This window comes from Cupriavidus sp. PB-02 (genome assembly GCF_058252315.1).
In genome coordinates, this window is record NZ_CM177694.1 from 1,338,081 (window position 1) to 1,355,179 (window position 17,099).

The 17,099-nt window shown below is 63.8% G+C and carries 15 protein-coding genes and 2 pseudogenes; 6 read left to right on the forward strand and 11 right to left on the reverse strand.

Features of this window, described 5'->3' with window-relative positions:
* Window positions 1–345: 345 nt before the first annotated feature.
* Complete coding sequence (locus AC10V3_RS06380; RefSeq protein ID WP_490923299.1) at window positions 346–1,371, reverse strand: IS110 family RNA-guided transposase; 1,026 nt, start codon at window positions 1,369–1,371, stop codon at window positions 346–348.
* A gap of 302 nt (window positions 1,372–1,673) precedes the next feature.
* On the opposite strand from AC10V3_RS06380, the gene AC10V3_RS06385 reads away from it, so the two are divergent.
* The 4 genes and pseudogenes from AC10V3_RS06385 to tnpC (AC10V3_RS06400) all read left to right on the forward strand — a co-directional run.
* Window positions 1,674–2,309: a helix-turn-helix domain-containing protein gene (locus tag AC10V3_RS06385; RefSeq protein ID WP_490923300.1), complete on the forward strand. Its 636-nt coding sequence runs from the start codon at window positions 1,674–1,676 to the stop codon at window positions 2,307–2,309.
* Window positions 2,310–2,436: 127 nt separating this feature from the next.
* Window positions 2,437–2,784 (forward strand): annotated as a pseudogene (tnpA, locus tag AC10V3_RS06390) (IS66-like element accessory protein TnpA); the annotation flags it as partial.
* Window positions 2,781–3,128: an IS66 family insertion sequence element accessory protein TnpB gene (gene tnpB / locus AC10V3_RS06395; protein WP_022536743.1), complete on the forward strand. Its 348-nt coding sequence runs from the start codon at window positions 2,781–2,783 to the stop codon at window positions 3,126–3,128. The pseudogene tnpA and the gene tnpB, both read left to right, overlap by 4 nt.
* Window positions 3,129–3,170: 42 nt before the next feature.
* Window positions 3,171–4,175: pseudogene (gene tnpC, locus AC10V3_RS06400) on the forward strand (IS66 family transposase); the annotation flags it as partial.
* Between the two features lie 96 nt (window positions 4,176–4,271).
* Here tnpC (AC10V3_RS06400) and AC10V3_RS06405 read toward each other — a convergent pair.
* The 3 genes from AC10V3_RS06405 to AC10V3_RS06415 all read right to left on the reverse strand — a co-directional run bounded on the left by AC10V3_RS06405 (window position 4,272) and on the right by AC10V3_RS06415 (window position 7,279).
* Window positions 4,272–5,288, reverse strand: coding sequence for a tyrosine-type recombinase/integrase (locus AC10V3_RS06405; RefSeq protein WP_490923301.1), 1,017 nt, complete (start codon window positions 5,286–5,288; stop codon window positions 4,272–4,274).
* On the reverse strand, window positions 5,285–5,845 hold the full coding sequence (locus AC10V3_RS06410) for a tyrosine-type recombinase/integrase (RefSeq protein WP_490923303.1): 561 nt from the start codon (window positions 5,843–5,845) through the stop codon (window positions 5,285–5,287). Before AC10V3_RS06410 ends, AC10V3_RS06405 begins: the two co-directional genes overlap by 4 nt.
* A 111-nt stretch (window positions 5,846–5,956) precedes the next feature.
* The gene (locus AC10V3_RS06415) at window positions 5,957–7,279 is read right to left on the reverse strand and encodes an IS4 family transposase (protein ID WP_374063686.1); all 1,323 of its coding nucleotides are present in this window, start codon (window positions 7,277–7,279) and stop codon (window positions 5,957–5,959) included.
* Between the two features lie 163 nt (window positions 7,280–7,442).
* Here AC10V3_RS06415 and AC10V3_RS06420 point away from each other — a divergent pair.
* Window positions 7,443–8,635, forward strand: a protein-coding gene (locus AC10V3_RS06420; RefSeq protein WP_490923304.1) for an IS3 family transposase whose coding sequence is annotated in 2 segments (ribosomal slippage) — window positions 7,443–7,707 and window positions 7,707–8,635 — 1,194 coding nt in all. Because the reading frame shifts where the segments join, the coding sequence is not laid out codon by codon here.
* Window positions 8,636–9,363: 728 nt separating this feature from the next.
* Window positions 9,364–10,044: an IS66 family transposase gene (gene tnpC, locus AC10V3_RS06425; protein ID WP_490923665.1), complete on the forward strand. Its 681-nt coding sequence runs from the start codon at window positions 9,364–9,366 to the stop codon at window positions 10,042–10,044.
* Window positions 10,045–10,124: 80 nt separating this feature from the next.
* Here tnpC (AC10V3_RS06425) and AC10V3_RS06430 read toward each other — a convergent pair whose 3' ends face one another.
* The 7 genes from AC10V3_RS06430 to AC10V3_RS06460 all read right to left on the reverse strand — a co-directional run bounded on the left by AC10V3_RS06430 (window position 10,125) and on the right by AC10V3_RS06460 (window position 16,950).
* The gene (locus AC10V3_RS06430; protein ID WP_022536745.1) at window positions 10,125–10,406 is read right to left on the reverse strand and encodes a hypothetical protein; all 282 of its coding nucleotides are present in this window, start codon (window positions 10,404–10,406) and stop codon (window positions 10,125–10,127) included.
* A 463-nt stretch (window positions 10,407–10,869) separates the two neighbouring features.
* On the reverse strand, window positions 10,870–11,694 hold the full coding sequence (locus AC10V3_RS06435; RefSeq protein ID WP_022534349.1) for an SDR family NAD(P)-dependent oxidoreductase: 825 nt from the start codon (window positions 11,692–11,694) through the stop codon (window positions 10,870–10,872).
* A 26-nt stretch (window positions 11,695–11,720) separates the two neighbouring features.
* Window positions 11,721–12,137 (reverse strand): MaoC family dehydratase, encoded by a 417-nt coding sequence (locus AC10V3_RS06440; protein ID WP_022534350.1) that lies wholly within the window; start codon window positions 12,135–12,137, stop codon window positions 11,721–11,723.
* Window positions 12,138–12,151: 14 nt separating this feature from the next.
* Window positions 12,152–12,592, reverse strand: a complete 441-nt coding sequence (locus tag AC10V3_RS06445) for a MaoC family dehydratase N-terminal domain-containing protein (RefSeq protein WP_022534351.1) — start codon at window positions 12,590–12,592, stop codon at window positions 12,152–12,154.
* Between the two features lie 26 nt (window positions 12,593–12,618).
* Window positions 12,619–13,806: a lipid-transfer protein gene (locus tag AC10V3_RS06450; protein WP_022534352.1), complete on the reverse strand. Its 1,188-nt coding sequence runs from the start codon at window positions 13,804–13,806 to the stop codon at window positions 12,619–12,621.
* Between the two features lie 46 nt (window positions 13,807–13,852).
* On the reverse strand, window positions 13,853–14,992 hold the full coding sequence (locus AC10V3_RS06455) for an acyl-CoA dehydrogenase family protein (RefSeq protein ID WP_022534353.1): 1,140 nt from the start codon (window positions 14,990–14,992) through the stop codon (window positions 13,853–13,855).
* A 38-nt stretch (window positions 14,993–15,030) separates the two neighbouring features.
* Window positions 15,031–16,950, reverse strand: a complete 1,920-nt coding sequence (locus AC10V3_RS06460; protein WP_490923306.1) for a feruloyl-CoA synthase — start codon at window positions 16,948–16,950, stop codon at window positions 15,031–15,033.
* Window positions 16,951–17,099: the final 149 nt, after the last annotated feature.

A 17,099-nucleotide genomic window follows, 5' to 3' on the forward strand; every position in this document is an offset into this window, starting at 1 on the left:
GACAGCCCTCGCCGCTGATGACATGTTGCAGCTGTTGAACCGCTTGGTTCCGCCCTCCTGGGCGGGTCACTTATATGAACGCGCCCCCGGTTTGCAAGGTAAGACGACCATCTGGCTCGAGCAGGACTGGTTGCAGACTTATATCCGGCCTTGCGGTGCAGGCGAGCCTGCGGGCCCTCATGGATATCCGCCGGGAGCGTCCCTATCTTTTGTTCGTGCTTTGAAGCACCTGTGACTCGTTGGGCTTACGCCCCCGCGGTCCAACCTGTCTTGCCATGATGCTCATCTAACCGTCGCAACCTGGTGGACGGGTCCTGCCTTCTTCCTCTGCCAGCCCGCCTGCCATCAGGCAGGCCTGACCGAGACGTAGTCGCGGTCATAAGCCCGGTCATGCGCCAGGAGGGCCCAGACCGTGCGTGCCATCTTGTTGGCCATGGCGACAGCCACGACGTTAGCGGGCCGGCGCTGCGCGAGCGTCAGCACCCAGCCGGGCTGGTTCTTTCGGCGCAGATGGCACAGCACGACCCGGGCGCCGTGGATGAGCAAGGTGCGCAGGTAGGGATCGCCGCGTTTGCTGATGCCGCCGAGCCAGACCTTGCCGCCGGTGCCGGTCTGCTTGGGCACCAGGCCAAGGTAGGCCGCCAGTTGCCGCCCGGACTTGAAGGTGTGGACATCGCCAATGGTGGCAACCATGGCCGTGGCGGTGTGCATGCCGATGCCTGGGATGGCGAGAATGGTCTGGCAAGCCCGGTTTTGCCGGCCCCAGGCGTTGATACGCTGGTCGAGGCGGGCAATCTCCTGATCGAGCCGCTCGATGCTTTGCAATTGTTCGTGCACGAACTCGAACAGCATGGGCGGCACGCTCTGCTCGATGTCGGCCATGTGCTCCACGATTTCATGCAGGCCGGTGCGCAGTCCGCGCGGGAAGTGGACGCCGAATTCGAACAGCGTGCCGCGCAACTGGTTGACCAGCATGGTGCGCATCTTCACGCGCAGCTGGCGCATGGCGTGCAGGCTGAGCATGCACTGCTGCGACTCGTTCTTGGGGGCAACGACAGGCATGCCGGGTAGCTGCGCCGCGGTCCAGATGGCCTTGGCGTCGGCAGCATCGGTCCTGTTGGTCTGCACAAACGGACGCACGTAGTTGGCGTGCAGCAGCACCGGCTCGTGGCCGAGGCTGCGCAGCTGGCGCGCCCACCAGTGAGCGCTGCCGCAGGCTTCGAGCGCGACTCGTCCGGGCTGCCGCTTGGCGAGGAACTCGATCAGGCTCTGCCGGCTGAAGCGACGATTGAAACACTTGCCGTCGGACTCGACCCAATAGAGTTGGAACACAGTCTTTGCAATGTCCAGGCCGTAGGTCGTAGTATTCATTTCGGGTCCCTCCATCCTGTGTGGATTGTGAGAACTTCCACTCTGGCACATTGATGCCGTTTCGCGATGGGGGCCCCCCCCTCCTGTGATGCATCCCCCATGGTTGCCGAGTGGCCGCGCCGTTGAGGACCGGGGCGCGTTCATTCCATCTTTTGTCCGAGCGACAAAACCAAAAGCGCGTCGCCTGGTACGGTTCACCCACATAGGTAACAGAGCAGTTCAGGCACATAGGTAACAGTTTTCTACCCTGCAAGGGCGACTGCCAACGGGAGACGCCCATGCCCTGGAGTGAGCTCAAACCTATGGACCAACGCCTCCTATTCATTGCCGAGCACCTGCGCCGCACGGACAGTGTCAGCGCGCTGTGCGAACGCTACGGCATCAGCCGCAAGACCGGCTACAAGTGGATCGAGCGATACGCCAACGAAGGCATCGACGGGCTGGCCGAACACAGCCGGAGCCGTCATATGCAGCAGCGGATCGCCTATCCGATCCGCCAGGCGATCCTGGAACTGCGCGGGCGAGGTGGCATGGAGCTCGGGCCGAAGAAGATCCAGCAGCACCTGGCAGAGCGGTTTGGCGAGGCAGAGGTGCCCTCGCGCACGACCATCTACAAGATCCTGAAGGCAGCGGGCAAGATCGATCCGCGGCGCAAGCGTCGGCGGGTGGCGCGGTATGGCACGCCGCTGCGCTCGGCGCGCGAGCCGAACGCGCTGTGGAGTGCGGACTTCAAGGGGCAGTTCCTGACCGCGGACCAGTGCTGGTGCTATCCGCTCACGATCATGGACCACGCCAGCCGTTATCTGCTGGGGTGCAAGGGCCTGGGTGGGCCGAAGCTCGGCGCCGACCAAGTCGGTGTTCGAGCGGCTGTTCCGCTGCTATGGGCTGCCGGACCGGCTGCGCGTAAGCGCCTCACGAAGACCGTTCTGGCGCACTGATTGAGGTCTTGGGTAATTTGGTGCCCACCAAATTATTGCGGACACCAAAGTGGACAAGACGTTGAGTGGGCGCCGTGCTGGCGGCGTGTACAAGCGGCCGAACTTCCCGGCCGAGTTCAAACGGCGGCTGGTCGAACAATCATTTGAGCCAGGCGCGTCGGTGGCGCTGGTCGCGCGCAGCAACGATATCAACGCGAACCTGCTGTTCAAGTGGCGGCGGCATTATCTGGACGGAGCTTACGGGTTGCCGACGTCGGCTGAGGGCGTAGCGACGAAACAGGAGACAACGGTGCCGGCACTGTTGCCGGTGAGCATCGTCGCCGAGGCGGCCGCGCATACGCCGGCGGCGCCGCTCAGTGCAGCACAGCCGTCCGAGAATGTCTGCGAGATTGAATTCGACCGTGCGCGCTTGCGGATTCGCGGCGAGGTGGCGCCGGATATGCTGCGCCTGCTGATTCGCGAGCTGTCCCGATGATTGGCTTGCCGGCGGGCACGCGCATCTGGATGGCAGCGGGAGCGACCGACATGCGCTGCGGCTTCCATGGCCTGGCCGCGAAGGTGCAGACCGCGCTGCAGGAAAACCCGCTGGGTGGCCACGTGTTTATCTTCCGGGGCCGCCGAGGGGACCTGGTCAAGATTCTCTGGGCCACCAGTGACGGACTTTGGCTGCTCGCCAAGCGGCTCGAGCGCGGCCGTTTCGTCTGGCCTCAGGCCGACAGCGGCAAGATCCACCTGACACACGCGCAACTGTCGATGCTGCTCGAGGGGATCGACTGGCGGCAACCGCGCCGCACGGCCGAGCCGCTGTCGATGTTGTAAACGCTGTTGTAAACGGCGCGGCACCTGCGTAAACTGCGCGGCATGCCGGATGCCAACGACCTTCCTGACGACATCGATGCCCTCAAAGCCATGTTGCTCGAGGCCCAGGCGTCGCTGTCGCGAATGCGGCAGGATCTGGTCGAGCGCGATCTGGAAATCGAACAACTCAAGGCGCAGATCGAGAAGCTCAAGCGCATGCAGTTCGGTCGCAGATCTGAGCAACTGGACCGGGAGATTGCACGCCTGGAGACCCGGCTGGAGGACCTGACTGGCAGCCGCGGTGCGGCAGAGGTTCGCGAAGCGCCGGCAAGCGGCGAGAGCAAGGCGCCCAGCCATCAGCGCGCTTCGCGCGAAGCCCTGCCGGACCACCTGCCGCACGAGGAACAGGTGCTTGAGCCCGAGGCGAGTTGCCCCGAGTGCGGCGGCCAGATGCAACCGCTGGGCGAGGACGTGTCCGAACAGCTTGGCCGTATCGCGGCGGCGTTCAAGGTCATTCGCACCGTCCGGCGCAAGAAGATCTGCGCCTGCTGCCGGCACATCGCGCAGCCGGCGGCACCGAGCTTGCCGATCGAGCGCGGCATTGCCCACCCGAGCTTGCTCGCCGACATCCTCGTGGCCAAATATGCCGACCATCAACCGCTGTACCGACAGTCGGCCATCGCCGCACGCGAGAACGTCACGCTGGACCCGGCCAGCATGGGCCGATGGGTCGGCATGTGCGAGGCATTGCTCGATCCGCTGGTGCAGGCCTTGCGCCGCTACGTGATAGCCGGTACCAAGCTGCACGCCGACGACACGCCGATTCCCGTGCTTGCGCCTGGCAACAAGAAGACGCGAACTGGCCGGCTGTGGGTCTATGTGCGCGACGATACCCGGGCAGGCTCGGCAGAACCGCCTGCGGTATGGTTCGCATATTCGCCCAACCGCAGGGGGGAGCATCCTCAGCGCCATCTGAGCGGATTTGGCGGCATTCTGCAGGCGGACGCATACGCCGGCTTCAACGAGTTGTTTGCAGACGGCTCGGTTCGCGAAGCGGCATGCCATGCGCAGTATCCCGAGTACGGTTTTATGCTGAGCATCGATCGGTCGACGCTTTGTACGTGGACTTCGGATGCTCCCGCGTCACCACATAAATCTTATCGCTCACAGCGAACTCAGAAACGCGAGAAGGTCGGGTTTCGGTTTCCATGATCTCGCACGAGCAGGCTCGATCCCAGCATGCCGCCAGAACGTTTCCAGGGCATCGCGCTTCATCTGAAGGTTTGTCTCGATGTAGCGTCCGGTTGTCGCAATGCTTGCATGACCAAGATAGTCGCGAATCACCGGCAAGGCGTTACCCGATTGCAGCAATCCGACAGCACAACTGTGCCTCAGTACATGTGGCGTGACCCGCTTATGAGCGAGCGCCGGCAGTTGCTGAGCCGCGGCTTGCACGTGCCGGCGCAGAATGTAGGCAATCCCGTCACGACTTAGCGCCTCTCCATGGCGATTGAGAAAAACATGAGGCTGTGTGTCCGGATGGTTGATCGTTCCTAGCCGGCGAAGCGCATCGGCAGTCTCACGCCACAACGGCAGGAGTCGATCCTTTCGACCTTTACCGTGGAGCCGGACCTGCCGTGGAGAGGCTAGTTGCAGGTCGTTCCAACAAAGACCAGCCGCTTCACTGACACGCGCGCCGGTATTGTAGAGAAACAGAAGTAATGCGTAGTCGCGATGCCCACGAATCGTCTTTGTGTTGGGCGTTGCGAGAATCGCACGGACCTCGTCAGCTTCCAGATAGGTCGCCGGCTGATGTCGTGCCTTCTTTGCCGGAATTGCGAGCGCTCCGGCATACTGTTGCGAGTGGACGATGTCTGTGCGCAGCAGGTGCTTGAAGAAGCTTCGAATAGCGGTACGTCGACAGTTGCGCGTTGCCACCGAGTTTGAACGGTCCGTCTCGAGATGAAGTAGGAAACGGGAAACCGTTGCAGCATTCATGTCACCAAGATCAATAGCCGAAACGCTGCACCCCTTGTTCGTCGCGACGAACTCAAAGAAAAGCTTCAAGGCGTCGCGATAGGCGCGCACCGTATGGATGCTAGCACCGCGCGCGCGTTGCAGGTAATCGGCAAAGAACGACTCAACCCGAATGAACAAGGCTGCGGACGGTGCATTCTTCATTCTGGAGTATGCGCATGGCGCAGATGATTCTCGAGCTGTCTGCTGGCGAGATCCAGCAGTTGTGGGGTCGCCTTCAGGTAGACCTCTGTACCGAGCACGTCCTGGTGACCCAGATAGGCCGATAGCCAGGGTAGCTTTGCGTGGACATCCATTCCGGCAGATGCCCATGCCGTGAGCCGATGCACCGCGAAGGCATGGCGGAATTCGTACGGTCTCGGTCCGATCCTGCCGGCAGGTGGTTTGATCGCCAATTGCCGAAGCAACCGCCGAATTGCCTCGGATGCGGACTTCACCGTAAGTGGTGTGCCATCCAGACGAATGAACAACGCTTGCGGATCCTGGGCGCGACAATTCCGAAGGAGTTGTCGACGTGCCTCCAGGTATTGATGCAGTTCCTTGGCCAGATCCGGTCGAAATGCCACGATGCGGGATCGCCCTTTACTGTGCGACACCAGGAACGTGTTGCGGCGGAGATCTACGTCCTCCATTTGCAGGTGGACCGCTTCTCCCAGTCGCAGGCCAGTGCAGTAAAGCACCAGCATCAATGCGCGAAACATTGGCCCCCAGATCCAGCGACCGCGATGGCTGCTCGCTGCATGCAGGAGCCGAAGCACTTCTGATCTTGCCCCCGAAGAGTGGAGTTCTTAGCCCCACCCCTTTCAAGGTGATTAGACGACACGTCCAGCCTTGATGACACGGGCGGTAGAAACATGCCGCCGTGCTACGCATCCGGCCACATAGCCTTTCTTCTTCGGCGCTTTCGGTCCCCGCGTATGTTTGCGCATCGCGCGGGGATCAACGTGCGTCGCCATCTTGATCAACTCGCGACCGAGCTGAGCTGGGGTGAGGAGGTCATAGGCCTGCCACACCTCGGGCGGCACCGCGATCATCATGCCGGCATAAGTTGCCCGGATTTCGCTGGCGAGGTAATACGGTGAGAGCTCGATGTCGCTGGTATCCAGCTCATGCCGGATTCTCACCGCAGTCGCAATCACGCTCAGTACGTTATACGCGAGCGCCGCCACGCCGAAGGCCAGCAGCGCCGCGCGCGGTTGGCTCAACGAACGAATCTCACTGTTGAGCACCGATTCCAGCCGCTGAAACAGATTCTCGATGCTCCAGCGTCGCCGGTATAGCCGGGCGACTGCCTCGGCCGTCAGATGGGCGGCCGGGACATTGGTCAGCAGGCGGATGACGGTGTCACCATCCTCGGTGGCGCCATCCAGATGCAGCTCGATGCGCCGCAGCACCAGCGGCGCGTTCGATTCATCTGGGATGCTGACCGCTTGCTCGTACACGATGCCGGTTTCGACCCGGCCCATTTCGCGTAACGGCTCCAGCTCGCTGGGGCTCGGATTGCGGCCGTGCTCCCGCACGATGAAGGCGCTGCCGCGACGCTGCCACCCGGCAAGAATCGCCCGGGTGCTGAAGTTGCGATCGGCGATCCACAGTTCGGCCGGCTGGGCCGATGCGAGCAGGGTTTCCATGATGGCCCGCTCCTGGGCATGCGCATCTTCACAGGGCACCAGATCGACGATCATCGCCGTGTCCGGGTCATAGACCACCAATGACTGCCCTGGCAAGGCCGCACCCCGAAACCCCCGCAATGGTTTCAGGCGCTTTTCGCTCGCCGGCAAATGGCTGCCATCCACGATGCGCAGGCGATAGCCATTCACCGATGGCGGCTGCTTGCGCAACATCGGTTGCACGACCGGCCCCAATCGCTGCGCACTGCCTTGCACCAGGGCACGAACCAGCCCCGGCTCGGTCCGGCTGAGCTTGTCGTACAGCGCGGTGATGGAAACCGGCAGCGCCGGACTGGCCTTGGCTGCCGCATGCACCGACGGGCGCAGCCCCACGGCGACCAGCGACATGATTTCCACCGTCGTCGAGAACAATAACTCCCGCGTGTACTGCGTTTCACGCTCTTGCTCGAACAACTCGTCGATCCAGGCCGGATCAAGGGCGCGTTGCAACCCCAGGCGCGCCATCACGCTGATCGGGCTGTGTTCGATAAAGCGTTCCACCACTGCGTCCAGTACCACGCCATTGACTCCGGTTTCTGTTCGAGAACACGGAGGGTGCCCCAATTTTCGTCACCTTGAAAGGGGTGGTTCTTAGCCCTATGTTCAAATACGAGCAAGGAGCTAAGAGATGTCAGGCAAGCAAACGCGAGCGAAATACACGCAGGAATACAAGTTGGAGGCGGTTCGCCAAGTGAGGGCTGGCCAATCGATTGCGGTCACGGCCAAGGTTCTCGGCATTCCCAAGGGTAGCCTTGGGGCTTGGATGCGTCAGAGTGAAAAGGGAGAACTGGCGGCAGGGACGACTGGCAAGCCGGTGACCGTCACGCCTGAGCAGATGGAGCTGGCTCGGCTGCGGGCGGAGAATGCGCGCCTGAGAATGGAGCGCGATATCGCAAAAAAAGCCGCGGCATACTTTGCGCAGGACGTGTTGCAAGGTATGCCTGGATTTACCAAGTGAGAAAGCACTGGCCAGTGAGTATCTCGTGCGAGGTGCTAGGCGTGAGCGCCAGCGGGTATTTCGCTTGGCGCCAACGGCAATCAACCAACCCCGGCTCCGGTGAACGCCAGAGTGACGAGGCCGTGCTGGCCCACCTGCGCGCCATCCATGCCGAGGTCAAGCAGGAATACGGTTGGCCGCGCATGCATAAGGAGCTGCTCGCGCGCGGTGTCAGGGTGGGCAAGGAGCGGGTGCGTCGCCTGATGCAGCGGCATGGCCTACGCGCGCGCACCAAGCGTAAGTTTGTTGTCACCACTGACAGCAAACACAACTTGCCGGTGGCCGCCGACCTGGTGCAGCGCAGGTTCACCCCTGAGGCCCCGAATCAGCTCTGGAGTGGAGACATCACCTATATCGCCACCGATGAGGGGTGGTTGTACCTGGCCGCCGTCATTGACTTGTTCAGCCGCCAGGTGGTGGGCTGGAGCATGGCGCCACACATGCAGACCAGCCTGGTCCAGGACGCCTTGCGGATGGCCTGGTTCCGGCGCCGCCCGGGTCAGGGGATGATCTTCCACAGTGACCGTGGCAGCCAGTATTGCAGCCACGAGTTCCAGCGCACCATGCGCGACTGGGGCATGCGCTCGTCCATGAGCCGAAAGGGGAATTGCTGGGATAACGCGCCGACCGAGAGCTTCTGGGGACGGCTCAAGACTGCAAGTTTGCACGGAAGAAAGTTCGCCACCCGGCGGGAGGCCATGGACGCGGTGCTCGACTGGATAGCCTTCTATAATCACCGGCGGCTGCATTCTACGCTGGGTTACCTCAGCCCCATGCAGTACGAGCAACGCTGGCACGCGGCACAGCGTAAAAAGGCCGCATAACTCGGGAGCTAAGAGCTACACCAAACAGGGGCAACATCAGCTCACAGTTGACCGCTGCAGCGTAAATCGTCTCGTGCTTGCCGTCAGGCCCCGTGTCTTGTTGGTCAAGCGCACGACGGATCCATGCGCTTCGCTGCAATCTCAGAAAACCCAGCGGGGCCGGTAGTTCGCTGAGCATCTGTGCTGGGAGAGCATGCCTCAATTCCAGTAGCGTCCAGTACGGGCTGGCTTCGCCGGGCATGCAGCCCCTTTGCGGTACACCCGGCGTTGGCAGTCGCAGGGAAGCTACCGCATGCAGTGCCGCGTCAACCGCGCGTACCCTGCGGCGCAACCAACGTACAGCGGCAGGCAAACTCACGTCGTCCCGTCGTAGAGCATCGGCAGCCGCCTCCATGCTGTGCATACGCGGCAAGCTTGCGACTGCAGCGTCGATCGAGGCAAGCAGCCCAGGCAGCCTTGCGGCGAGAAAGTCAGGCAGGAGACTGAAAGTTCGGTGTCCCTGAGGACAGTACCACCTAGCAATGCGCATCCCTGATGGTGCCGCGCGCCGATAGGTGCCATGGCGAGCAAACGAGCAACCGCCAGAGGGATGCAACGGACAACGGTCCAGACGTGCGATCAGCCATTCGCGATTCGCGACGTAGCTCTCGGCACTTGATTCCGTTCGCAGTGGGATCTGCATGTTCACCGCCCAGACGCCGTACACGCATAGCGTCCAGACAGATAATATGCCGAGTCGCTTGGCCCTTCAAACTCGTCCGTTGGCGCCCGAACGGCGCTCACCCCACATAAAACCGTACTCGGGATACTGCGCCGTATCTGGAGCTCCAGATACTGCGCATGCGCGACGCAAGTTCTACGACATTCACGTGCGCACGCCGTCCGAAACGACTGCCGAGGCACTGCGTTGTATCGGTGAGCTTTACGCCATCGAGGCCGGCATCCGCGGCAAACCGCCGGCTGAGCGGCTGCGGGTGCGCCAGGAGAAAGCCCGCCCTCTGCTTGAGCGCTACGGCGCCTGGCTCAGGGCGAAACTGCAGACGTTGTCGGCAAAATCCGAGACGGCCAAGGCGATCCAATACACGCTCAACCAGTGGGATGCGCTGACGTTGTACTGCGACGACGGGATCGCCGAGATTGACAACAACATCGCCGAGAACGCGCTGCGCTGTGTCGCCCTGGGCCGCAAGAACTTCTTGTTTGCCGGTTCCAACAGCGGCGGCGAACGGGCGGCGGCCATGTATTCGCTGGTCGCCTCGTGCAAGCTCAATGGCATCGACCCGCGCGCCTACCTGTGCCATGTGCTGACCGGCATTGCCGATCACCCGATCAACCGCGTTGAAGAATTGCTGCCCTGGCGTGCCCACGCACACCTGCGGAACCTGCCCACCGCGCCGCCAGGCGCCTGACCAACTGCTGCCGTCTGAATGACCCCGCTTCACGGCTCACGGCGTGGAAGCGCCCCCACTCGCCTGCACAAAACACTCCGTTACCCGGTAACGTGGCTGGGCGCCCGGCGAGCGAAGAAGTACGTGTCCCAATCAGGCGAGTCCGGATCGAGTCTGCGGACAATCGCGTCGTCAGCCCGCACGATCAACCGCTCCAGCATCTCTCGCTTCGTTACCGAGTAACGGCGCGCCAGGCGAGCAAGGGCAAAGTCCGCCTCCGTGGTCACCCACATGCTCAACCGACGCTCTCCGTTACCATCGTTGCCTGTCGTCACGCGCCTTGCTCGGTAGGCGGCTTGCCGCTGTGCCGTCGTTTGTGCCATCTCGCTTCTCCTTTGCGACCGTTACCCAGTAACGACCTCGCTGTGCGTTACTGGGTAACGGAACATCCTCAAAGCAGACAGCATCTCGTGATCTATGGGACAGGGGCAAGAACGGTCTTCGTGAGGCGCTTACGGCTGCGCACCGACAACGGCGTGCCGTTCGCGTCGACAGGCTGGGGGAGTCATATCAGCAGGGTGGAATCGCGACCGCGCCCCATGGAAACCAAAGCCGCCCCGCCGACCAGAAGCGCCCCCTTGATAGCCAGCCGCTCAGGCGACGCGCTTTTTGGTTACTTTGTCGCTCGGATAAAAGTGACCCGCCCAGGAGGGCGGAACCAAGCGGTTCAACAGCTGCAACATGTCACCAGCAGCGAGTGCCGTCGAGCAACTACCAGATACAAACCGCAGGCAAAAAGCGCGGGAGCCCTCACCTTCAGAGCCCCGGCGAGCGCTTCACCAGTGCCTACTGCACGTTACCAGCAACCGCAATCACCTGCCCGGTAATGTAGTTCGAATCCGGCGAGCAGAACAGATAAACACCGCCCGCAGCTTCTTCCGGCGTGCCCCCGCGGCCGAGCGGGTTACGCTGGGCATGCGACTTGACCATCTCCGGATTCAGCCCCACACGGATCTCGCGGCCTTCGATATTCACCGTAGCACCAGCCTTGGCATCGGCCGACGTCATGCGAGTGTGGATCAGCCCGAACGCCACCGCGTTCACATTGACGTTGAAACGACCCCACTCACGCGCCATCGCACGCGTCATGCCGATGACACCCGCCTTGGCCCCCGAGTAATTGATCTGCCCAGCATTGCCGTTCAGCCCCGAGGTCGACGAGATATTGACGATCTTGCGATACACCTCGCGGCCGGCTTCCTTGTCCGCCGCAGCCAGTGCCTTGATATGCGGGTAGGCGGCACGCAGGATGCGGAACGGCGCGGTCATGTGGCAGTCCAGGATTGCGTACCACTGCTCGTCGCTCATTTTCTGCACCACGTCGTCCCAGGTAAAGCCGGCGTTGTTGACGATGATGTCGATACCCTTGAACGTGTTCATCGCCGTGCCGATAAAGCGGTCGGCAAAGTCCGGCGCGGCCACGTTGCCGACGCAGGCCACGGCTTCCACGCCCATTGCCTTCAGCTCTTCCACGGTCTGCTGGGCGGGTTCGGCGTCCAGGTCATTGATGACCAGGCGTGCGCCTTCGCGCGCCAGGCGCATGGCGATCGCGTTGCCAATGCCGCGTCCCGAACCGGTGACCAGTGCCACCTTGCCGTCAAGTGCTCCCATGTCTTTACTCCTGAATGAGGTTGGGATTACAGGGCGACGACCGCGTCGCCCAGGATCTTGGTTTCGCCATACTGGTTGGCGGTCTGGATTTCCAGCTTGACGCACTTCTCGCCGTTGACTTCCAGCTTTTCGACGACGCGGCCGCTGCAGGTGATGCGATGGCCAAGGTGGGTGATGCCGACGAAGCGCACGCCGAACTGGCGCAGCTGGCGCTGGTCGACCCACTGCGTCAGCAGCCGGCCGAGATAGGCCATCGACAGCATGCCGTGCGCGAACACGTCGGGCATGCCGGCCTTGCGCGCATAGTCGGTGTCGATATGGATGGCGTTGTGATCGTTCGATGCACCGGCGAACAGCGCCAGCGTGGTGCGATTGATTGGTTCCAGCGCCAGCGGCGGCAGGGTGTCGCCGACCTTGACCTGGTCGAAGCTCAGTTTGCTCATGCGGATTCTCCGGTTCAGCCGTTGCGTTGGACCAGCACGCTGCGCAGGTCCGCCACGTGCTCGCCATCCTGGTTGGTCACGCGCGTTTCGCGCACCACGAACTCCAGCGCGCCGCCTTTCTTGTCGTAGATGTCGGCGATGGTGGTCTTGAAGTGCAGCGTGTCGCCGGCATAGGCCATGCGGTGGTAGGTGAAGGACTGCTCGCCGTGCAGGATGCGTTCCTGCCGGATGCCGAGTTCCTGGCGCCATGCGCTGGACGGTTGCGTCAGCTCCAGCGAGAAGAGGAAGGTCGGCGGCAGCGGCAGGCCGGGGTGGCCGGCGTCGTGCGCGGTGGCCTCGTCGATGTAGACCGGATCGGTCTGGCCGGTGGCCTTGGCGAAGAAGCGCAGCTGGCTGGCGGGCGCGGAGGTGCGGAAATCCGCGATCACCTTGCCGATATGTTTCTTGTCGATCATGAATGGACTCCTCTGATTGCGCGTGCTCAGGCGTGCTTCTGGTAAAGCGTGACGACGCAGGCGCCACCCAGGCCCAGGTTGTGCGTCAGCGCAAGCTTCGCGCCTTCTACCTGGCGCTTGTCGGCCTTGCCGCGCAGCTGCTGGACCATCTCGTAGCACTGCGCCAGGCCGGTCGCGCCCAGCGGGTGCCCCTTGGACAGCAGGCCGCCCGACGGGTTGACCACCCACTTGCCGCCATAGGTGTTGTCGCCGTCGTTGACCAGCTTCTCGGCGCCGCCTTCGGGGCACAGGCCCAGACCTTCGTAGGTCAGCAGCTCGTTCTGCGCGAAGCAGTCATGCAGCTCGAGCACGTCGATGTCCTGCGGGCCGATGCCAGCCTGCTCGTACACCTGCTGCGAGCCCTCGCGCGTCATGTCGAAGCCGACCACGCGGATCATGTCGCGGGCATCGTAGGTGGTGGGGCGGTCGGTGGTCAGTGACTGGCCGGCGATCAGCACGTCGGTCTTGAGGCCCTTCTTGCGGGCGAATTCCTCGGACACCACGATGGCGGCCGCGGCACCGCAGGTCGGCGGGCAGGCCATCAGGCGGGTCAGCACGCCTTCCCACAGCATCGGCGCCGCCAGCACATCCTCGGTGGTCATCACGTTGCGGAACACGGCCAGCGGATTGTTGGCGGCGTGGCGGCTGGCCTTGGCGCGGATCCTGGCGAAGGTCTCGAGTTTGGTGCCGTACTTGTCCATGTGGGCCTTGCCGGCGCCGGAGAACTGGCGGATGGCGTTGGGCAGGTCCTTGCGGTCGACCAGTTCGTCCACCAGGTTGATGGCGCGTTCCAGGGCCGGGGCGCGATCATCCCAGCGCGACTTCAGCGCGCCCGGCTGCATGAACTCGAAGCCGACGGCCAGCGCGCATTCGACGGCGCCGCTCTGCACCGCCTGGCGGGCCAGGAACAGCGCCGACGAGCCGGTCGCGCAGTTGTTGTTGACGTTGATGACCGGGATGCCGGTCATGCCGACCTGGTACAGCGCCTTCTGGCCGCAGGTTGAGTCGCCGTAGACGTAGCCGGCATAGGCCTGCTGCACGTCGTCGTAGCTGAGGCCGGCGTCTTCCAGCGCCTGGCGCACGGCGTTGGCGCCCATTACGTCATAGGTGTCGCTGGTACCCGGCTTCTTGAACGGGATCATGCCGGCACCGGCAACGAAAACCTTGCGAGTCATGTGAGTTCTCCTTTGATTCTGTGTGGGATGGGCGGCCGGGCCGCGCTTACAGCTTGCGCGAGATCAGGTCGCGCATGACCTCGCTGGTGCCGCCGTAGATGCGCGTGACGCGCGAATCGGCGAAGGCGCGGGCGACCGGGTACTCCAGCATGTAGCCGTAGCCGCCATGCAGCTGCACCATCTGGTCCAGTGCCTGGCCGAGCGCCTCGGTGGCATAGAGCTTGGCCACGGCAGCTTCTTCCAGCGTCAGGCGGCGGCGGATGTGCTCGCCCAGGTAGTGGTCGACCAGCAGGCGCACGGCGATGGCCTGTGCCTTGATGTCGGCCAGCTTGAACTTGGTGTTCTGGAAGTCCCAGACAGTCTGGTTGAACGCCTTGCGCTCCTTGACGTAGGCCAGCGTCTGCTCCAGGCAGACCTCCAGCTTGGCGGCGGCGCTGATGGCGATGGACAGGCGTTCCTGCGGCAGTTCGCCCATCAGGTAGGCAAAGCCCTTGCCTTCCTCGCCCAGGCGGTTGCTCACCGGCACGCGCACGTTGTCGAAGAACAGCTCGGCGGTGTCCTGCGCGTGCTGGCCGACCTTGTCCAGCTTGCGGCCGCGGCGGAAGCCTTCGCGCTCGGCTTCCACCACGATCAGGCTGACGCCGCGCGAGCCTGCGCTCGGGTCGGTCTTGCAGACCATGATGATCAGGTCGGCGTTCAGGCCATTGCTGATGAAGGTCTTGCTGCCGTTGATGACGTACTCGTCGCCCTCGCGCACGGCAGTGGTGCGGATCGCCTTGAGGTCGCTGCCGGTGCCGGGTTCGGTCATGCCGATGGCAAGGATGGCCTCGCCCGAGCAGACCTTGGGCAGCCAGCGCTGCTTCTGCTCTTCATTGCCCAGCCGGTTGAGGTACGGGGCGATGATGTCGGAGTGCACGCCAAAGCCCAGGCCGCTGACGCCGACGCGCGCCTGTTCTTCGTTGAAGATGGCCGAGTGGCCGAAATCGCCGCCGCCGCCGCCGTATTCGGTCGGCAGCGTCACGCAGAGGAGGCCCTCGCGGCCGGCCTTGAGCCAGGTCTCGCGGTCGACCTTGCCCGCCTTGTCCCACTCGGCCTGCTTCGGCAGGCATTCTTTCTCCAGGAAGCGGCGCACCGTGGTGCGGAACATCTCGTGATCGTCGCGGTAGATGGTACGGTTGATTTGCATGGAAAGCTCCGGGATAGATTTGATATGGGAGGCCGTGTTCAGGCAGCGCAGGCGATGTGCGGACCGGGTTCGGGCTGGAAAATCTCTTCGACGAGATGCGCCCGGCGCGCGCGCGTGGCGGCCTGGTTCACATAGCCCTTGTCGGCGATCTCGTTGGCGTCGATGGAAGGCGGCTCGGCCATCAGCAGCACGCGCCGGACATGCAGGCTGGCGCCGGCGTTGCCCTTGCCCCCGGCGGTCTGCAGCCGTGCGCGAATGGCACTGACCACCACCGGGTGACGAACCAGCGCTTCTGCGTCGAGCCCGGCCAGTTCCGGCGCGAGTGCGCGGCAGGCAGCCAGGTTGGGCCAGGCCAGCGCGGCCAGGTAGTCGTGGTCGTGGCCGCAGATCACGGCGTCGGTGATCAGCGACGCGCATTGCTCCACCAGGCCCAGGCGCACGGCGCCAACGCGCACCCAGGTGCCGTTGGTGAGCTTGAAGTCTTCCGCTACGCGGCCGGCAAACAGCAGTCCGCACGCGGGGTCGGCGGGATCGGCCAGGCGTACGGCGTCGCCGATGCAGAAGAATCCTTCCTCGTCAAACGCAGCAGCGGTCAGGTCCGGGCGCTTGATGTAGCCGCTGAACACGAACGGCCCGCGAATGCGGATTTCATAGCGGCCGTCGCCGCCGTCCAGCGGCACCAGCTTGACCTCGGCGCCCGGCATCGGCACGCCCACGTTGCCGGCTTCATCCGCGGGCCAGGTGCAGTACACGCCCATGCCGCTGGTCTCGGTGCTGGCCAGGCCGGAGCAGAACGCGATGCACTCGCCCACCGTGTCTTCGGCGGCGCGCTGGATACGATCCCATACGTCGCGCGGCAGGCTTGCGCCGCCATAGGAGAAATTGACCGTCTTGCCGAACAGGCCGCGGGCCAGTGCCGCGTCGCGCTCGGCTTCCGCGGCCAGCATGGCCCATGCCGAAGGCACGTTGGTGTAAATGGTCGGCGAGACTTCACGCAGGTTGCGCACCGTGCGCTCGATCTGTCCGGGCAGCGGCCGGCCGTCGTCGATATAGTGCGAGCTGCCCAATGCCACCGCTCGGCTGATGCTGAGCACGCCGCCCAGGCCGTGGTGCCACGGCAGCCAGCACAGGAAGGTCGGATTGCGGTCGATGAGGGCCTGGTAGATGTCGAAGAAGTACGTGGCGACCGCGGCGAGGTTGCTGAAGGACAGCGCTACGCCCTTGGGCACGCCCGTGGAGCCCGAGGTGAACAGCACGCGGCCGGTCTGTTCGGGTCGAATGGCGGCGTGCGCGGCTTGTACCGCGGCGCGGCGGGCGGGCGTCAGCTCAGTCGCCGCGAGCGCGCTCCAACCGATCTGGCCTGCGCGAGCGCCATTGACGGCAATGACCGGCACGCCAGCGGATTCGATGGTTGCAAGGGCGCGCTCGAACGGTGCCGCCGTCTGCACGAAGAGCGCTCCCGGCGGGACCAGTTCAACCACGCTCTTCAGGCGCTCGAAGTCGCGGCTGACCAGGGAGTAGGCAGGGGAAACCGGCGCAGTCGGAATGCCGACATATTCGGCGGCGAGCACGACCACGGCCTGCTCGATCGAGTTGCCGGACAGCAGCATCAGCGGGCGGGTCTGGTTCAGGCCCAATTCCAGCAGCGCAGCGCCGACGACCTGTACCTGCTGCCAGAGGCCGGCCCAGGTGACTGAGCGCCACTCGCCCCGCGCGTCGCGTTCGCAAAAGGCGGGAACGTTGCCACGGCGTTCTGCCCACATCGGCAGGAATTCCGCGAGACTTTTTTGCGCGAGCACGGAGGGTTGCCTGGCGTTGCGCATCAGCACCGTGCCGTCCGCGCGCCGTTCTACGACCGTGCCGCGCTCCGGAAATACGGTCGGGCGATAGGCTCGCGGCCGCTTGGCCGGTGCAGCCGATGTGTCAGCCGGGCTTTGCCTGGCCGTGGATGGGTTCATTGCGATGTCTCCTCAGTCCTGGGCACGTCGTGCGCGCCGCGCTCTGCTGACTGCACCGTCCGGCGTACCAGCAATGACGTACGCAGCGGTGCTTTGGTATGGCGCTAAGGTACTGGGGAGCGGGGGTGCGCGAACACCACCCATCTCAG